The sequence below is a fragment of the Streptomyces sp. NPDC029169 genome, from assembly GCF_055563935.1.
The window spans coordinates 101,080-116,936 of the sequence record NZ_JBVHXA010000015.1 but is presented as its reverse complement, the minus strand read 5'-3'; the positions used below and the strand labels follow the sequence as shown (position 1 = coordinate 116,936).

Below are 15,857 nucleotides of genomic sequence, written 5' to 3'. Positions count from 1 at the left end.
TCCCCCCCTTCCCCCCCCCCCCCCCCCCCCCCCCCTCTCCCCCCCTCTTCCCCCCCCCCCCCCCCCCCCCCCCCCCCCCCCCCCCCCCCCCCGGGCCCGTTTTGGATTGTCGGACGATCATCCCTACGATCCGCCCATGATCACGAGAAAACGGCTGTCGACCAGGGCCTGCGCACTGCTCGCCGTCCTGGCCGTCGGGCTGTTCCCGACCGGCGCCGCCGCCGACGAACCGGTGGCGAAGGAATCCCCCAAGGTCGAGCTGGTGCTCGACGTCAGCGGCTCGATGCGGGCCCGCGACATCGACGGCCAGTCGCGCATGGCCGCCGCCAAGCAGGCCTTCAACGAGGTGCTCGACGCGGTGCCGGACGAGGTGCAGCTCGGCATCCGCACCCTCGGCGCCGACTACGCGGGGCAGGACCGCAAGACGGGCTGCAAGGACACCCGGCAGCTCTATCCGGTCGGCCCGCTCGACCGCACCGAGGCCAAGACCGCCGTCGCCACCCTCGCCCCCACCGGCTGGACCCCGATCGGGCCCGCCCTGCTCGGGGCGGCGGAGGACCTCAAGGGCGGTGACGCCACCCGCCGGATCGTGCTCATCACGGACGGGGAGGACACCTGCGCCCCGCTCGACCCCTGCGAGGTGGCGCGCGACATCGCCGCCCGGGGCATCCACCTCACCATCGACACCCTGGGCCTGGTGCCGAACGCCAAGATCCGCCAGCAGCTCACCTGCATCGCGGAGGCGACCGGCGGCACGTACACCTCGGTCCGCCACACCGAGGAACTCTCCAAGCGCGTCCGGCAGTTGGTGGACCGCGCGGCGGACCCGGTCGTCACCCCGGTGGCCACCGAGGGCGCCGAGCGCTGCGCCGGCGCCCCGGTGCTCAAGCCGGGTCTGTACACCGACCGCGAGACCTTCGGGCAGCACCGCTGGTACCGGGTGGACGTCCTGCCCGGCCAGGAGCTCCGCGCCTCGGTGAGCATCTCCTCCGACCGCGCGGTCAACAACGACTACGGCGTCCTGCTGCGGGCCGTGACCGTGCGCGGGCGTGAGATCGTCCGCGGCTCCGAGGCGGGCGACGGGCGTACGGACGTCATATCGACCGGTCTGCGCTACCCCAAGCCGCCGGTCGACGGCATCGACGCCGACACCAAGCCGGCGGCCGAGACCGTCTGCCTCCAGATCAGCAACTCCTTCTCCGCGCCGCCGTCGGTGAAGACGACGCCCGGCATGCCGATCGAGCTGACGGTCGACCTGGTCGACGCGCCCGATGAGGCCTCCGACGTGGCCGCCTTCGGCCTCGGCCGCGGCTGGTGGCTGCTCGGCGTGCTCATCCTGGCCGGTTTCGTGGGCGGTCTGCTGTGGGGCTGGCTGTCCCGCTGGCGCGTCGCCGTCTGGAGGACCAACTGATGCGTACCGTACGCGCGCTGAGCGCCGTCCTGCTGGCGGGCGCCGCCCTGTTCGGCCCGGCCACCGTGCCGGTCCTGGCGGACTCGACGACCCCGACCCCGACGCCGAGCGGAAGCGCGAGCGCCGACGCGACGGCGGGACCGACCGAGGCCGGCACCACGTTCCGTACCGCCGCCTTCTTCCGGCAGGGGCAGCAGGCCACCGCCGAGGCGTCCACGGGTGACTACCTGTACTGGGTGTTCCCCGCGGACACCGGGCAGCGGCCGACGGTGACCGCCTCGGTCACCCTGCCGGAGTCCGTAGCCCGGCACGGCTCCTCGACGTGGCGGATCGACGTCTACGACGGTCTGCGCCGCCGTCAGCCGTGCATGTACGGGATGCAGTCCCGGGCCGCGGCGCAGGAGGCTCCGGCCGTGGAGCTCTCCTGCACCCTGCGGCCGGTCCGCCCGTGGGCCGACACCTGGGACGACGATCCGCTGCCCGGCAGCTACTACGTCCGGCTGACCGTCACGGGGCTGCCCGAGGAGGACCTCGGGCAGCCGTTCACGGCCCGCGTCGGCGCTGTCTCGGCCGAGAAGGGCGGGGCGTACGCCGGCGGCGGCTCGCTCGCGGCCCCGCTGGTGCCCGGTGCCACGACGGAGGACGCGACCGTGGCCGGCGGGCCGTCGGCGGTCGAGGCGCGGGAGCCCGAGGACGGCTGGTCCTCGGGCTTGTGGTCCGACCGCTGGCTCTGGACGGCGGCGGGCGGCGTGCTCGGCGCGCTGGCCGGCATCGCCGGGTACTCCCTGACCAGGGGATCCGGCCGCCCGTCACGGGTGCCGCCGGCGGTCTGACGCGCAGACGCACGAGCGGCCACGGGTTCCCTCGCGGGACCCGTGGCCGGTCGTGCCGAACGGTCAGTGCCCGGCCGGGCGGACCAGGCCGGTGTCGTAGGCGTAGACGGCGGCCTGGGTGCGGTCGCGCAGGCCGAGTTTGATCAGGATGCGGCTCACATGGGTCTTGACCGTCTGCTCGGCCAGGACGAGCCGGGTGGCTATCTCCGCGTTGGAGAGTCCGTTCGCGATCAGGGCGAGCACCTCCGTCTCACGCTCCGTCAGATCGCCGATCCGGTCCTTCAGCGGGGCGCGGGGAGAGGCGCTGAGCCGGGAGAACTCGGCGATGAGACGCTTGGTGATGTGGGGCGCCAGCAGGGCGTCGCCGGCCGCCACCACCCGTACCGCCTGGGCGAGTTCGTCGGCCGACGCGTCCTTGAGGAGGAAGCCGGAGGCCCCGGCGCGCAGCGCCTCGTAGACGTATTCGTCGAGGTCGAAGGTGGTCAGGACGAGTACCTTGACGGTGGAGCCGGCGTCGGCGGTGAGGAGGCGGGTGGCCTCGATTCCGTCGGTTCCCGGCATGCGGATGTCCATCAGGACGACGTCGGGGGCGAGTTCGGCGGCCTGGGCGACGGCGTCGGCGCCGTCGACCGCCTGGCCGACGACCTCGATGCCTGGTTCGGCGTTGAGCAGCACGGTGAAGCCCTGACGGACCATCATCTGGTCGTCGGCGATGAGGACCCGGATGGTGCTGCTCGTCATGTGCCGTCCTTCTGTGGGGTATTCGGTACGGGAAGGGTGGCGGTCACCTCGTAGCCGCCGTCCGGGGTGGGTCCTGCGGCGAGTTCGCCGCCGAGCATGCCGGTGCGTTCGCGCATGCCGAGCAGTCCGTGGCCGGGTCCGGGCGAGTGCGGGGCGGAGGCCGGGTCGGCGGGGCGGGCCGGGGGGGTGTTGACGACGCGGAGGGTGAGGCCGGTCGGGAGGTAGCGGATCTCCACCCGTACCCGGGCGCCGGGGGCGTGGCGCATCGCGTTGCTCAGCGCCTCCTGGACGATGCGGTAGGCGGAGAGCTCGATGCCGGGTGCCAGCGGACGGCGCTCTCCGGTGGTGGAGCTGTCGACGGTGAGCCCGGCGGCGCGGACGTTGTCGAGGAGGTCGCCGAGCCGGTCCAGGGTGGGCTGCGGCGCGTGCCCCGCGCGGTCGGCGGCGGGGCCCCCGTCCCTCAGGACGCCGAGGACCCGGCGTAGTTCGGTGAGCGCCTCGACCGCGTTCTGGCGGATGCCGGCGAGGTTCTCGCGCAGTTCGTCGGAGGGGTTCTCGACGAGGTGGGGGGCGACCTGGGCCTGGATGGAGATGACGGACATGTGGTGGGCGACGACGTCGTGCAACTCGCGGGCGATCCGGCCGCGTTCCTCCAGGAGGGTGCGCCGGGCGCGTTCTTCGGCAGTGAGGACCTCCTGGGCAGTGAGCCGGGTCCGGGCGATCCTGCTGCTGCGCAGCGCGACGCCGACGACCACCGCGGTGGCGAAGGCGATGAACCCGCGCGTCAGGGAGTCGTTGTGCGGCGCCGACGTGAAGAGCGCGTTCAGTGCGCCCGACAGGGTGGTGACGACCAGGGCGGCGACGGCGGCCCGGGCGGGGACCCGCAGGGACAGCAGGAACAGGACCAGGGTGTGCAGGGCGATCCCGTAACCGCTCCACGGCCACAGCATGAGCTCGTCGACGCTGTGCTGCGCGCTCAGCGCGATGAGGAAGAGCGCGGTGGTGGAGACCCACCAACCCGCCACGGGCCGGGAGAGGGCGAGGACGAGCCCGCCCGCCAGGAAGACGAGGAGTGCACCGACCTGCCCGGGGCTCGGCCCCAGTACCTGCGCGTACTCGTTGAGGTTGCCGATGCTGACGACCGCCGCGAACAGCACGACATGGGCGTGCGGCAGCCAGCCGAACCATCGATGGCGCGGCAGCGGGTCGCGGCCCCACTTCCACAACTCACCGCGCAGCACACGCGGCGTCTCCCGCAGCGCGGTCCAGACCCGCGCCCTGTAGCGCTCCCTCACCTGTCCCCCCTCGTCCAACACTCCCACCCTAGGCACGTCGTGGCTCCTTCGTCGCGGTGGGGCGCTTCACGCGGACCTGCCGGGTGCCCTGTTCGTACGTACGGAACGCGGCGCAGCAGACCAGCAGCGCGAGCGCGAAGAGCGGGAGCCAGGCGATGCGGGCCAGCACCCAGGCGTAACCGTCGGGGTCGGAGTGGAGGCCCAGGAGCGGTCCGTGGCCGAGGAGTTCGCCGACGAGGAGTCCCGTGGCAGTGACGGCGATCATCGCGGTCTGGTGCCAGAGGAAGACGGTCATCGAGCTGAGGTTGACCAGCGCCACCGCCGCCCAGGCCGTCGGCCGGCGCAGGGCCCGGCGCAGCGGGCCGAGGAGCAGCAGAGCCGCGCCGCACTGGGCGAGTCCGAAAGTGACGGCGGCGAGCGTGGGCGGGTTGAGGTTGGACACCGGGGCTCCGGGCACGCCGACCATGGCGGCGGGGTAGCCCGCGAAGAGCACGAGGAGCGTGGTGGCCGCGGCGCCGCCGAGCAGCAGGGCCCAGCCGGTACTGCGGTCCTTCAGCCCGTTCCTGGCCCAGGCCGCCCCGAGGCAGTACGGGACGAGCCAGCCGGCGGCCACGTTGATCCACCCGAGCCAGGCGGGCCCGTCGAGGCCGAAACGGATCAGGTCGACGTGCAGGACGACGGCGAGCGGCCACAGTGGGTGGACGCGGGCGACGAGCGGGGTCGCGGCCGTGAGCGCGGCGAAGACGAGGAGGAACCAGAGCGGGGAGAGCACGAGCTTGCCGAGCGTGTGCACGGTCTGCCAGGGCACCCCGGCGGCGAGCATCGCGAGTGTCACCACGCTCCACACCGCGAGCACGGCGGCGACGGGTCGGAAGAGCCGGCCCAGGCGGGTCCCCAGCCAGTGGCGGTAGCTCTCCCGGCGGTCGCGGGCGGCGGCGTGGCCCCGGGCCGCCACCGCCCCGCCGACCAGGAAGAAGACGGCCAGGGTCTGGAACACCCAGGAGACAGGGGTGAATTCGGGCAGATGGATCAGAGGGCTGGCGCCGCGCACCGTGCCGCTGTCGGCGATCAGGGCGGTGACGAGCCAGTGGCCGAGGACGACGCCGAGGATGGCGAACGCGCGCAGGGCGTCCAGGGCGCGGTCGCGGCCCGGTGGGGTGACGGCCTCGATACGGCGGACGAGGTCACGCATCAGCGGGCTCCCGTCCTTCGACGATCCGGGCCAGGTTCGCCAGCGGTACCGAGCCGGGCACCAGGTAGTCGCTGTGGCCGCCGGGCCCGGCGTCGAAGACACGGGCGCCGAACTCCGGCGCGACGGGGTCAGTGCCGAAGCCAAGTTCGCCGAAGGGCAGCGGCACCCGGACGTGCGGCACGTGCGCGATCCAGTCGCAGTCGCCGCGGCCGGCCCAGACGGCGGCCCCGGTGCGCAGCTCGGCGGCGCTGCCGGCGCCGGTGCCCGGGCTGCCGTAGAGCACGATGCCGTCGGCGGGGAGCCCAGGGGCGGCCTTGGCGCAGACGACGGAGCCGTAGGAGTGGCACAGGAGCGTGAGCCGGGCGGCGGGCTTGGCGGTACGCATCTCCCGTATGAACGCGCCCAGTTCGGGGGCGGCCTCGGTGGCCCGGCCGGGCGTGAGGGCGGCGGCGCTCGCGGTGGCCGGGGTGCGGTAGCCGAGCCAGGCGAGGACGGCGGCCCGCTCGCCGAGCTCCCGCTGGAGGGCGACGGCGCCGGCCCGGAAGCGCCGGCTGCCGAGCGCGGTGTCGGCGCCGGGGACGAGGACGGCGATCCGTTCGGCGCGCGCGAGGTCGCCGACGACCTCCACGCTGCGGCCGCCGTCGCGGCCGTCGAAGGTGAGGAAGGTCCGGTCCCGGCCGGCCATGGTGTGCAGGGCGGCGGCCCGCTTCCGGTCGCCGTAGTCGGCCGCGGTCCGTTCGGCGGCGAGCACGGCGTCCCGGTTGGCCGCGTACCGGGCGTCGAGGGTGGCCGTCGTGGCCGGGGCCAGCGGGCCCAACTCGGGCGGCGCGGGCGCCGGGACGGCGGCGGGGCGGGCGGCTCCCGCGGTCGGCACCGCCACCGAGGCGATGACGAGCGCGGTGAGCAGCGTGCGGCGCAGCCGGGGGTTGCGCGGGCGGGACGCCATGGCGTGTCCTTCCGTACCGGAGTGGTTCGTCGTTCCGGTGCCGAACGTATGGATCACGCGCTGTGGTCGGCGTCCCGCCGGAGAGGGCGGTCGGCGGGTAGCTCCGAAGTACTACGGGTAGGGGTGGAGCGCCCCTCTGGGTCCCTCTGGGTCCCTCTGGGTCCTTTCTGGGTCAGCGCGCCGCCGGGCCGGTCCAGCCGGCCGGGACCTTGGCCAGCCGGACGCGCTGGGGGTGGTCGCCGACGGCGACGGAGGCGACGGCGCGGCCGGTGGCGAAGTCGATCGCCGTCACCTTGTCCGCGCCGCTCTCCGAGATGACGCAGGAGCGCCCGTCACCGCTGACGGTTGCCCAGTACGGTTTGGCGGCCGGTACCAGCGGGCCCTCCCGCAGGGTCGTACGGTCCACGACGGTGGCGTAGTCGTCCATCGTGGCGGCGACGCAGAGCCGCTTGCCGTCGGGGCTCATGGACATGCCGTGGTGGCGCGAGTCGTTGACCCAGGTGGTGCGGTCCGGGTCGGTCGCCGGGTTCTCGGGGAGCGTCTTGACGCGGGTGATGCGGTCGCCGGCGACGTCGTACTCGAGGAACCCGTTGAAGAACGAGACCTGGAAGTAGAGCGTGGACTCGTCCGGCGTGAAGGCGACCGGGCGGACGGCGTCGGAGAGGTCCTTGCGGCCGAAGGCGTCGAGCCGAGCGCGCATGTCGACGACCCGGACCTGCTCGAAGGTACGGGCGTCGACGACGGTGATCCTGCGGTCGCCCTTGGTCCAGTCCCAGCCGGGGCCGTCGAGCGCGGTGGTGACCTCGCCGATGGCCATGTTCCAGAGGTACCGGCCGTCGGCGGTGAAGACGTTCTCGTGCGGCTTGTCGCCGGTGGCGAAGGAGCCGAGCTCCCGGCCCGTGCTGATGTCGAGGACGTGCACCCGGTTGGAGGTGGAGGCCGAGACGGCGACCCGGGTGCCGTCGGGCGAGACTGCCATGTGGTCGGAGCGGAAACCGGACACGGGGAAGCGCCAGTTGATCGCGCCGGTACGGAGGTCGATGGAGACGACGTCGGCGAAGCTCGGCCGGGAGACCACCATCGCCGAGCCGTCCGGCGTGGCGTACATGTCGTCGACGAACTGGTCGTGGCCCTCGCCGGGGCCCTGCCGGATGCCGAGGAAGTAGGCGAGCTTGATCGGGTTGAGCCCGATCTCCCACATCCGGGCCTCGCGGTCCGGTATGACGTCGATCCGGCCGATGCGCGCGAAGTCGCCCGTGGACGCGATGACGTCGGCGGTCCCGTCCCAGTTGTTCCCCACGAGCATCACCTCCCGCAGGCCCGTGGGCCCCGCCGGTCCGGCGGGCGGGGCGGCGGCGACGGTGCCGCCGCCACCGACGGTGAGCGCGAGGGCGGCGGCGAGGGAACCGAGCAGGAGGCGACGCGCGCCTCGCGTCCGGGCAGCAGACATCGATGTTCCTTCCAGGAGGGCGTGCGGCATCAACTGCCCTGTCGGCCAGAGCAACTTACCCGACGGTAAGGAGTTGCCGCGCCGCCCACAAGGGTCGCAACGCGTCGGCTCGGGTCAGCGGTCCCGGTCGTAGCGCAGGAGCACCACTCCGTTGCCGAAGACGCGGGTGCCGGCGAGGGTCAGCGGGGTCGCGGCGTCCGTGGGGCGGAAGAGGGGCTTGCCCCGGCCGATGAGGACGGGGTGGACACAGATGTGGTACGTGTCGATCAGGTCGTGCTCCATGAACGACGCGGCCAGGTCGGCGCCGCCCAGGGCCAGGTCTCCCCCGGGCTGCTCCTTGAGGGCGCGGACCTCGTCCGGGTCGACCCGGCGGACGATCGTCGTGTTCCAGTCGGCGTGCTCCAGTGTCGTGGAGTAGACCGTCTTGGGCATGTCGCGCCAGATCCCCGCGAACTCCACCATCTCCGGCGTGCTGTTCGGGTCGGCGTCGGCGGTCGGCCAGAAGCCGGCCATCAGCTCGTGGGTGACCCGGCCGCTGAGGAAGCCGCCCATCGCGGCGAGCTGATCGTTGAAGTACTGGTGGAGTTCCTCGTCGACCATGTGCCAGTCGATGTCGCGGTCCGGGCCCTCGATATAGCCGTCGAGGGAGACCGACATCATCAGGACGATCTTCCGAGTCATGGTCCGGTCTCCCTCGTGCTGCGCGTGCGGGGTCGCTGTTCCGGTCAGGGCATGCGGCGGGCTCCCGCCACGATGGCCTCACGGATCCGGTTATAGGTCCCGCAGCGGCAGATGTTGCGGATTTCGTCGAGGTCGGCCTCGTCGATCTCCCGCCCTGCCTCCCGCGCCCTGCGGACCTTGGCGACGGCGGTCATGATCTGGCCGGGCTGGCAGTAGCCGCACTGGGCCACGTCGAGTGCCAGCCAGGCCTCCTGCATGGGGTGGAGCTCCTTGCCGACGGTCGCGGGCAGGCCCTCGATGGTGGTGATCTCGTCGGTGGGGGCGATGTCCTTGACCGGGACGGAGCAGGGGTTGAACGCCTTGCCGTTGATGTGGCTGGTGCATGCCTGGCAGACGCCGAGCCCGCAGCCGTACTTGGGGCCGGTGACGCCCAGGACGTCCCGGAGCACCCACAGCAGCCGGACGTCGTCCTCGACCTCGGCCGTGACGGCCTTGCCGTTGAGGATGAAGGTGTGTTGCGGCACGGTGGCTCCTGGGTCCTAGAAGGCGCGGTCGAGGCCGTCGACCGGCGAGGCGGGGATCGGCGGGGTGGTGGGCAGCGGCTCGAATCCGAGCGGCTCGGTGTGGTTGACGGGGAAGGCCGTCGGCATGGTGCCGGTGGCCCTGCCGTACGCGCAGGCGACGGCGGCCATCGCGCCCGCGACGGCCAGCTCGCCCGCGCCGCCGGGCCGGTCCGAGGTCGGGGGCATGACGACGATCTTCAGCTCGGGCGGGGTGTTCCACTGCCGGGTGTAGAAGTAGTTGTCCCAGCTCCCCTCCTGGAAGTGGCCGCCCTGGAGGTGCAGTCCGGAGGTGAGGGCGAGGGCGATGCCGTCCACGATGCCGCCCATCATCTGGGCCTCCAGGCCGCGCGGGTTGACGGCGAGGCCGACGTCGACGGCGCAGACGACCTTGGTGACGCGGGGGCCGGTGTACGCGTCGCGGATCTTCCTGCCGGTCGTCTCGGGCCGGCAGTCGATCTCGGCGAGGACGGCGACGACGGCGTGGTACTCGGGGTGGAGGGCGATCCCCTGGGCCATGCCGGCGGGCAGGGACCGCCCCCAGTCGCCGGCCTCGGCGACCTTGTCCAGGACGGCGCGGGCGCGCTCGTCCTTGAGGTGCCGGCGGCGGAAGGCGTAGGCGTCCTGGCCCATGCGCTTCGCCAGTTCGTCGACGACGAGTTCCTGCGCGCAGCGGACGTTGGGCGAGTAGATGCCGCGCATCGAGCCGGTGTTGAAGCCCTTGTCGGTCTCGCTGAGCAGCTGGGTGGTGACGCCGAAGTGGTACGGGCTCTGCTGCGTGAGCGCGAAGATCGTCTCGGAGAAGGTGAGGTCCCCGATGGGCAGTTGGGCGGCCGACGAGGTGATGATCTCGCCGAGGCCGTGGCCGAAGTCGGTGGCAACGGAGGTGTGGCGCTGCTCGTACGTCAGCACCTCGCCGAGCGTGTACGTGGCCCGGACCCGGGACGTCGACATGGGATGCGTACGGCCCTGGCGGAAGTCGTCGGTCCGGTGCCACATCAGCTTCACCGGCTTGCCCATGACCCGGGAGATCTCGGCGGCCTCGCGGGCGGCGTCGTGGAAGAGCTTGCGGCCGAACGAGCCCCCGCCCTCGGTGACATGGACCTTCACGGCGGTGGGCGGGAGGCCGAGTTCGAGGGCGATCTGCTCCTGGGCGACGATCGGCGACTTCACGCCCGCCCAGATCTCGGCCGAGTCCGCCCGCACGTCCGCGATCGCGCAGTTCGTCTCCAGGGCGCTGTTGCTGGAGAAGTGGAAGGTGAAGCGGGCGTCGACGGCCTTGGTCAGCAGGGGCAACGGCGGGACGGCGAGGGGGAGTTCGGCGGCGCGCAGCTTCCGCAGGACGGTGGCGTCGGACTCGCCCTCGGTGGTGCCCGGTCCCCAGGTGACCTTCAGGGCGCGGACGGCGTCGATGCACTGGCCGAAGGTACGGCCGCGAACGGCGACGCCGGTGGAGATCCGTACGACGTCGGTGATGCCGGGCATGGCCCGGACCTCGTCCGCGTTGTCGACGGAGCGGACGGTGCCGTTGATCGTGGGCGGCCGGCAGACCATGGTCGGCAGCGCGCCGGGCACCTGGACGTCCATGGCGAACGTCTTGCGTCCCGTCACGGCCTCCAGGGCGTCGATCCGCCGTTGAGCGGTGCCGATGACCGTGAACTCGGAGGGCTGCTTGAGGGCCACGCCGACCGCGGTGTCGGTGACCGCGGCGGCCTTCGCGGCGAGTTCGCCGTAGCCGAGGCTCCGGCCGGTCGTCGAGGAGACGATCGCGCCGGCCTTCGCGGTGAGTGAGCCCACCAGCTCCCCCAGCTCCAGCGCGGCGGCCTTGAGCAGCCGGCCCCGCGCGACGGCGGCGGCGATACGGATGGGCGTGAAGGTGGAGATGGTGGTGTTGGATCCGCCGGTGAGCTGGTTGAACAGCAGCTCCGGGCGGGCGTCGGCGAGGGTGACGCGCACCTTCTCCAGCGGCAGGTCGAGCTCCTCGGCGATCAGCATCGCGCTGGAGGTGGTGATGCCCTGGCCGACCTCGGCCCGGGGCAGGGCGAAGGAGGCGGTGCCGTCGGATTCGATCCGGATGGTGATCAGGTTCGCGGTGGGCAGGGTGGCGTGCGTGAGCATGTCGTTGAGGTCGTAGATCTCCGCCGGCCCGGGCAGTGAGGGGATCAGGGCGGGCGTGGCCGCGGCGGCGGGGGCGGGTGCCAGGACCGCCTCGCCGAGCTGCGCGGCGACGGTGAGGGTCGGCGCCGCGAGGACATAGCCGAGGAACCGGCGCCGGTCCATGCCGCCGCCGCTCGGGACGGACTCCTCCTGCGGGTACTGCTGCGCATCGTCGCGCGCTGTCATCGGCTGCCCTCTCGACGAACCACGAAGTCGGTTGGATCATCGCGCACTTGGCACTCCTCGGTTCGCGGAACGGCACAGGATTCACGCGGAGCGCGCGAGGCCCTCACGACACGGAGAGCGGAACGGGGGAATAGGAGCGCCCTGGCCTTCGGTTCTGGGCAGGCGTGGCACCTGGCCCACCCGCTCGGAAGGACGTTCCATGAAGATCGGCATCATCGGCGCAGGCAACATCGGCGGCAACCTCACCCGTCGGCTGACGGCTCTCGGCCACGACGTGTCCGTCGCGAACTCCCGTGGTCCCCAGACCCTTACGGCTCTCGCCGAGGAGACGGGCGCGACGCCCGTCACCGTAGGCGAGGCGGCGCGCGGCGCCGAGATCGTGGTCGTGACCGTACCGCTGAAGGCGGTACCCGACCTGCCCTCGGGTCTCTTCGACGGGGCCGCGGAGGGCTTCGCCGTCATCGACACCAACAACTACTATCCACAGCAGCGCGACGGCCGGATCGCCGCCATCGAGGACGACGGCCTGACCGAGAGCCGCTGGACCGAGCGGCACCTCGGCCACCCGGTGATCAAGGCCTTCAACGGCACCTATGCCGAGGACATCCTGGACCGGCCCCTCCCGGCCGGCGACCCGGAGCGCATGGCGCTGCCGGTCGCGGGCGACGACGAGGTCGCGAAGAAGACGGTCCGCGCCCTCATCGACCAGCTGGGCTTCGACACGGTCGACGCGGGCGGCATCGACGACTCCTGGCGCCAGCAGCCCGACACCCCGGTCTACGGCCTGCGGGCCGGAGCCGAGGCGGTCCTGCAGGCCCTCGCCGAGGCGTCCCCCGAGCGGCCCGCGGCGTTCCGGGGCTGACGGCTGCGGCACTCGGACCGCCGGACCGAGGTCGATGCCGACGGCCTTGAGCGGGACGGGAACCGGATCGCTAGCCCGCCAGCAGCGCCAGCAGCCGGCGGACCGCCTCGGCCACCGGGACGCCGACCTCGCCGACGAGCGCGGCGACCCCGGTGACGGCGCCGAGCGCCCGGCGGAAGGCTCCGGGCGGCGCGCCGTCACCCTGGCGGATGGTCTCCAGGGAATCGTCGAGGACCGCGCGGTCCTCGACGGACACCTGGCCCCGCAGGACCTCGATCGCGCGGATCAGGGCCTCGAAGACGGCCTGCGGGTCCTGCGCGCCCTGATGGTTGTTCTCGATCCGGCCGACGGCCCCGTCCCCGGACGCGTTGTAGAAGTCACGCATGCTGCCGATGTGGAATTCACCGTTGCCGGTCACTGTCCCGTCCTCCCCACGCTGCCCGCACCGGACGCGTTGTAGAAGTCACGCATGCTGGCGATGTTGTAGGTGACCATCTGCCGGACGAAGCCCGGAAATGCGGGGTCCTCGATGGCCCGCATGATGTCGCGCACGAGCTGGTGCACCTCCTGCCGGTCCACGCTGGCCAGCAGCGCGCGCGGGTTTCCCGAGGTCTCGATGACGAGCGCGTAGTACGTCTTCGTGACCAGTACGGCGATCAACTGGAGGAGGAAGATCGCCACGAGTACCGCCGCGGCGACGGTCACCACCTGCGTGATCCGCTCCCGGTCGGTGCCCGACACCTCGCCGGCCTGGACGGCGGCGATCGCGGCGGCCACCAGGAGGCCCGTGATCAGCAGGTACTTCACGAAGTTCCCCACCGCCCGCGCGCGCGGGGGCTTGATCCGGATCGTCGTCGCCCGGGCGATGTTCTGCAGGGGATACGCCTCTCCCCCGATCCAGAGCACCCGCTTGCTGACCTCGACCTTGATCACCTTGCGTCTGGCCATACGACTCCCCCTTGCCCCGCCGCGGCCGTGCGTAGCGCACAGGATGCTCGTAAACTCGCCGGTCAGCAAGGGGAATTGGCGTTCGGTCGGCGGACCGGGGTCAGTCGGCGTACGCGGCCGGCGGCGGGCCCTGCGGGTCCGCATACGGAGAGTTGGCCGTGAGTTGGCTCAAGCTTCACCGGCCTCGCAGGGCGGGCAGGGCGAGCTTCCGGCCGAGCACCGCGCCCCGGCCCTCATCTGACGGCCGGGGCCGTACGGCGCGGAGCTGACAGTGGGTCAGACGGGCACGCTGGCCGCCGCTGGTGATCAGGGCGTTCACCGGAGTCATCGGGTCCGCGCCCACGCTCCTCGCGAGCAGCATGCCGACGGCGAGCGGGAGCAGCACCACGGCAAGCGCCGAGCCGGTGGCGGTGGCCGTCGTCGTGACGTGCTGTATGCGGCTGGTGCGCGGGGTGTCCGAGGTCATGACCGTATTCGACCAGCGCGGACCCGGCCCGGGTATGGGACGACATACTCACCCTGACCGTCCGCACATACTCAGGCCGGAACGGCCGGACGCACACCGAGGAGCCCACGACCCCATGGCCGACTACCGCATCGAGACCCTCCGCACCGGCTACCGGCAGTGGACCGCCCGCAACGACCGGGGTGCGGAGGTGCGCATGGGAGCGGCGGACGACGCGGACGCGCAGCCCTCGTTCACCCCGGTGGAGCTGCTGCTCGCGGCCATGGGCGGCTGCGGCGGCATGGTCGTGGACCGGACGGCGCGCGCCGTGGACCACGAGGATCTGCGGATCGTCGTGGAGTCGGTCTCCGGGCCGGAGGACGACGGCCGGGTGGGCCGGATCAGGGTCAGCTACGAGTTCGAGCTCCCCGACAGCAACCCGAAGGCCGCCGAGGTCTTCGCACGCGGAGTGCGGCTCACGCACGAGAAGTTCTGCACGGTGAGCCGTACGGTCGAGCACGGCGCGACGGTGGAGGCCGTCCTGCCCGACGGGACGATCGGCTTTCGAGCGGGCTGACCGGCGGGATCCCACTTGGCGGGAACGGGCCTGCCGCGCACGGCAGTTCGATGAAGGCGTCCGGGCCACCCGTGCGGCAGTGGCCCGTGCGTCGCCCCGGACGCGCACAGTACGTTCACCGGGGCGGGACGGAGCGGCCGGCCCGCGGGCGCGCGGCAGCGCGCCGGAGAGGAGTTCACCGCAGTGATCGTGATCGCGCATGTGAGTGACATCCACGTCGACAGTTCTCCGCGCAGCGCCGAGCGGACCATGGCCGTGATGGCGTACCTCGAGTCGCTCGACGTCGACCTCGACGCGGTCGTGGTGACCGGGGACATCGCCGACCACGGTCTGGAGTCGGAGTACACGCGGGTACGGGAGTTGCTGCGGACCCGGCATCCGCTGCTGGTCTGCCCGGGCAACCACGACCGGCGTGACGTCTTCCGCGAGGTGCTCCTGGGCATGACGACGCCCCGTCCCGGCGCTCCCGTGAACCAGGTGCTGCGCGGCGACGGGTTCACGCTGGCCCTCGCCGACTCGTCGGTGCCGGGCAAGGACGAGGGGTATCTGGAGGACGAGACCCTCGCCTGGCTGGAGGGTGTGCTGGACGAGACGCCCGAGGACGTGCCCGTCCTGGTCGGCTTCCACCACCCGCCGACCATGCTGGGGATGCCGTTCGTCGACGGCATCCGTCAGTTCGGGGAGCACCGGCTCGCCGAGCTGGCCGGGCGCCGACCCGGCATCGTCGCGTTCCTCTGCGGGCACGCGCACACCGCGGCGGCCACCACCTTCGCAGGGCGCCCGCTCCTTGTGGCCCCCGGCGTGATCTCGACCTCGAAGCTGCCCTGGGAGCCGTACGACCACCCGAACGACCACGTGTACCGGGACGAGATGGCGCCGTCGCTCGCCTTCCACGTCCTGGACGAGGAGGGCCGGATCACCACGCACTTCCGCAGCATCCCCGTTTAGGATCGCGCCGCTCGGTGAGTCGCCAGGTGTGGCGGTCACGCCACCAGGTGGGAGGAGAGGGTCGTGTCGCTCGACGGAAAGCGTGTCCTCGTCCTCACGACGAACTACGGCACGGAACAGGACGAGCTGAAGAAACCGGTCGCGGCGCTGCGGGAGGCCGGCGCCCGGGTCACCCTGGCCGCGCGGAAGGCGGAACCCGTCGTGACGGTCGTGTCGGACCGCCGGCCAGGTGACGTCGTGCGGCCCGACACGACGTACGGCGAGGTGTCGGCGGACCGGTACGACGCGGTGGTCGTACCGGGCGGGACCGTCAACGTCGACCGCCTGCGCACGGATCCGACGGCCCAGCGGCTGCTGATGGCGTTCGCGAAGGCCGGGAAGATCGTGGCCGCGATCTGCCACGGGCCGTGGCTGCTCGTCGAGAGCGGGCTGGTCGCGGGCAAGGAGGTCACCTCCTACCCGTCCATCAGGACCGATCTCGTGAACGCGGGTGGGACGTGGCTGGACCGCGCCGTCGTGGTCGACGGCTCCGGCGGATTCCTCCTGATCACCTCGCGCAGACCGGCCGACGTATTGCCGTTCGCGGACGCGATCGCCGAGGCGCTGGGTGGGGGCCCGGCGTGAG

Annotated in this window: 17 protein-coding genes; 6 read left to right on the top strand and 11 right to left on the bottom strand. The window is 72.4% G+C overall.

Features of this window, described 5'->3' with window-relative positions; translation table 11 throughout:
* Nucleotides 1-136 precede the first annotated feature (136 nt).
* Nucleotides 137-1,411 (top strand): VWA domain-containing protein, encoded by a 1,275-nt coding sequence (locus ACZ4VI_RS25655; RefSeq protein ID WP_468002801.1) that lies wholly within the window; start codon nucleotides 137-139, stop codon nucleotides 1,409-1,411.
* A complete protein-coding gene (locus ACZ4VI_RS25650) occupies nucleotides 1,411-2,244 on the top strand; it encodes a hypothetical protein (RefSeq protein ID WP_468002799.1) in 834 nt (277 codons plus the stop codon). The genes ACZ4VI_RS25655 and ACZ4VI_RS25650 overlap by 1 nt, the downstream gene beginning before the upstream one ends.
* Nucleotides 2,245-2,307: 63 nt before the next feature.
* Here ACZ4VI_RS25650 and ACZ4VI_RS25645 read toward each other — a convergent pair whose 3' ends face one another.
* The 8 genes from ACZ4VI_RS25645 to ACZ4VI_RS25610 all read right to left on the bottom strand — a co-directional run bounded on the left by ACZ4VI_RS25645 (nucleotide 2,308) and on the right by ACZ4VI_RS25610 (nucleotide 11,452).
* Nucleotides 2,308-2,985, bottom strand: coding sequence for a response regulator (locus ACZ4VI_RS25645; RefSeq protein ID WP_468002797.1), 678 nt, complete (start codon nucleotides 2,983-2,985; stop codon nucleotides 2,308-2,310).
* Nucleotides 2,982-4,280: a sensor histidine kinase gene (locus ACZ4VI_RS25640; protein ID WP_468002795.1), complete on the bottom strand. Its 1,299-nt coding sequence runs from the start codon at nucleotides 4,278-4,280 to the stop codon at nucleotides 2,982-2,984. Before ACZ4VI_RS25640 ends, ACZ4VI_RS25645 begins: the two co-directional genes overlap by 4 nt.
* 28 nt (nucleotides 4,281-4,308) lie before the next feature.
* Nucleotides 4,309-5,472: an acyltransferase family protein gene (locus tag ACZ4VI_RS25635; RefSeq protein WP_468002794.1), complete on the bottom strand. Its 1,164-nt coding sequence runs from the start codon at nucleotides 5,470-5,472 to the stop codon at nucleotides 4,309-4,311.
* On the bottom strand, nucleotides 5,465-6,418 hold the full coding sequence (locus ACZ4VI_RS25630; RefSeq protein WP_468002792.1) for an alpha/beta hydrolase: 954 nt from the start codon (nucleotides 6,416-6,418) through the stop codon (nucleotides 5,465-5,467). Before ACZ4VI_RS25630 ends, ACZ4VI_RS25635 begins: the two co-directional genes overlap by 8 nt.
* A gap of 172 nt (nucleotides 6,419-6,590) precedes the next feature.
* On the bottom strand, nucleotides 6,591-7,868 hold the full coding sequence (locus ACZ4VI_RS25625) for a YncE family protein (protein ID WP_468002791.1): 1,278 nt from the start codon (nucleotides 7,866-7,868) through the stop codon (nucleotides 6,591-6,593).
* Nucleotides 7,869-7,982: 114 nt separating this feature from the next.
* Nucleotides 7,983-8,549, bottom strand: coding sequence for a dihydrofolate reductase family protein (locus ACZ4VI_RS25620; protein WP_468002789.1), 567 nt, complete (start codon nucleotides 8,547-8,549; stop codon nucleotides 7,983-7,985).
* A 44-nt stretch (nucleotides 8,550-8,593) separates the two neighbouring features.
* Nucleotides 8,594-9,073 carry a (2Fe-2S)-binding protein gene (locus ACZ4VI_RS25615; RefSeq protein WP_468002788.1) on the bottom strand — a complete coding sequence of 160 codons (480 nt, stop codon included), beginning with the start codon at nucleotides 9,071-9,073 and terminating at the stop codon, nucleotides 8,594-8,596.
* Between the two features lie 15 nt (nucleotides 9,074-9,088).
* A complete protein-coding gene (locus ACZ4VI_RS25610; RefSeq protein WP_468002786.1) occupies nucleotides 9,089-11,452 on the bottom strand; it encodes a molybdopterin cofactor-binding domain-containing protein in 2,364 nt (787 codons plus the stop codon).
* Between ACZ4VI_RS25610 and ACZ4VI_RS25605 the strand changes: the two genes are divergently transcribed.
* Nucleotides 11,388-12,314: an NADPH-dependent F420 reductase gene (locus tag ACZ4VI_RS25605; protein ID WP_468002783.1), complete on the top strand. Its 927-nt coding sequence runs from the start codon at nucleotides 11,388-11,390 to the stop codon at nucleotides 12,312-12,314. The genes ACZ4VI_RS25610 and ACZ4VI_RS25605 overlap by 65 nt on opposite strands.
* A gap of 70 nt (nucleotides 12,315-12,384) precedes the next feature.
* Here the strand turns inward: ACZ4VI_RS25605 and ACZ4VI_RS25600 are convergent, their stop codons facing one another.
* The 3 genes from ACZ4VI_RS25600 to ACZ4VI_RS25590 all read right to left on the bottom strand — a co-directional run bounded on the left by ACZ4VI_RS25600 (nucleotide 12,385) and on the right by ACZ4VI_RS25590 (nucleotide 13,728).
* Nucleotides 12,385-12,732 carry a hypothetical protein gene (locus tag ACZ4VI_RS25600; RefSeq protein ID WP_468002781.1) on the bottom strand — a complete coding sequence of 116 codons (348 nt, stop codon included), beginning with the start codon at nucleotides 12,730-12,732 and terminating at the stop codon, nucleotides 12,385-12,387.
* A complete protein-coding gene (locus tag ACZ4VI_RS25595; protein ID WP_468002779.1) occupies nucleotides 12,729-13,262 on the bottom strand; it encodes a DUF6232 family protein in 534 nt (177 codons plus the stop codon). Before ACZ4VI_RS25595 ends, ACZ4VI_RS25600 begins: the two co-directional genes overlap by 4 nt.
* Before the next feature lie 175 nt (nucleotides 13,263-13,437).
* Nucleotides 13,438-13,728: a hypothetical protein gene (locus tag ACZ4VI_RS25590; protein WP_468002777.1), complete on the bottom strand. Its 291-nt coding sequence runs from the start codon at nucleotides 13,726-13,728 to the stop codon at nucleotides 13,438-13,440.
* 115 nt (nucleotides 13,729-13,843) lie between these two features.
* On the opposite strand from ACZ4VI_RS25590, the gene ACZ4VI_RS25585 reads away from it, so the two are divergent.
* The 3 genes from ACZ4VI_RS25585 to ACZ4VI_RS25575 all read left to right on the top strand — a co-directional run bounded on the left by ACZ4VI_RS25585 (nucleotide 13,844) and on the right by ACZ4VI_RS25575 (nucleotide 15,856).
* On the top strand, nucleotides 13,844-14,284 hold the full coding sequence (locus tag ACZ4VI_RS25585) for an OsmC family protein (protein ID WP_468002775.1): 441 nt from the start codon (nucleotides 13,844-13,846) through the stop codon (nucleotides 14,282-14,284).
* Between the two features lie 183 nt (nucleotides 14,285-14,467).
* On the top strand, nucleotides 14,468-15,232 hold the full coding sequence (locus tag ACZ4VI_RS25580; RefSeq protein ID WP_468002773.1) for a metallophosphoesterase: 765 nt from the start codon (nucleotides 14,468-14,470) through the stop codon (nucleotides 15,230-15,232).
* A gap of 63 nt (nucleotides 15,233-15,295) precedes the next feature.
* Complete coding sequence (locus tag ACZ4VI_RS25575) at nucleotides 15,296-15,856, top strand: DJ-1/PfpI/YhbO family deglycase/protease (RefSeq protein WP_468002772.1); 561 nt, start codon at nucleotides 15,296-15,298, stop codon at nucleotides 15,854-15,856.
* The last annotated feature ends 1 nt before the right edge of the window (nucleotide 15,857 follow it).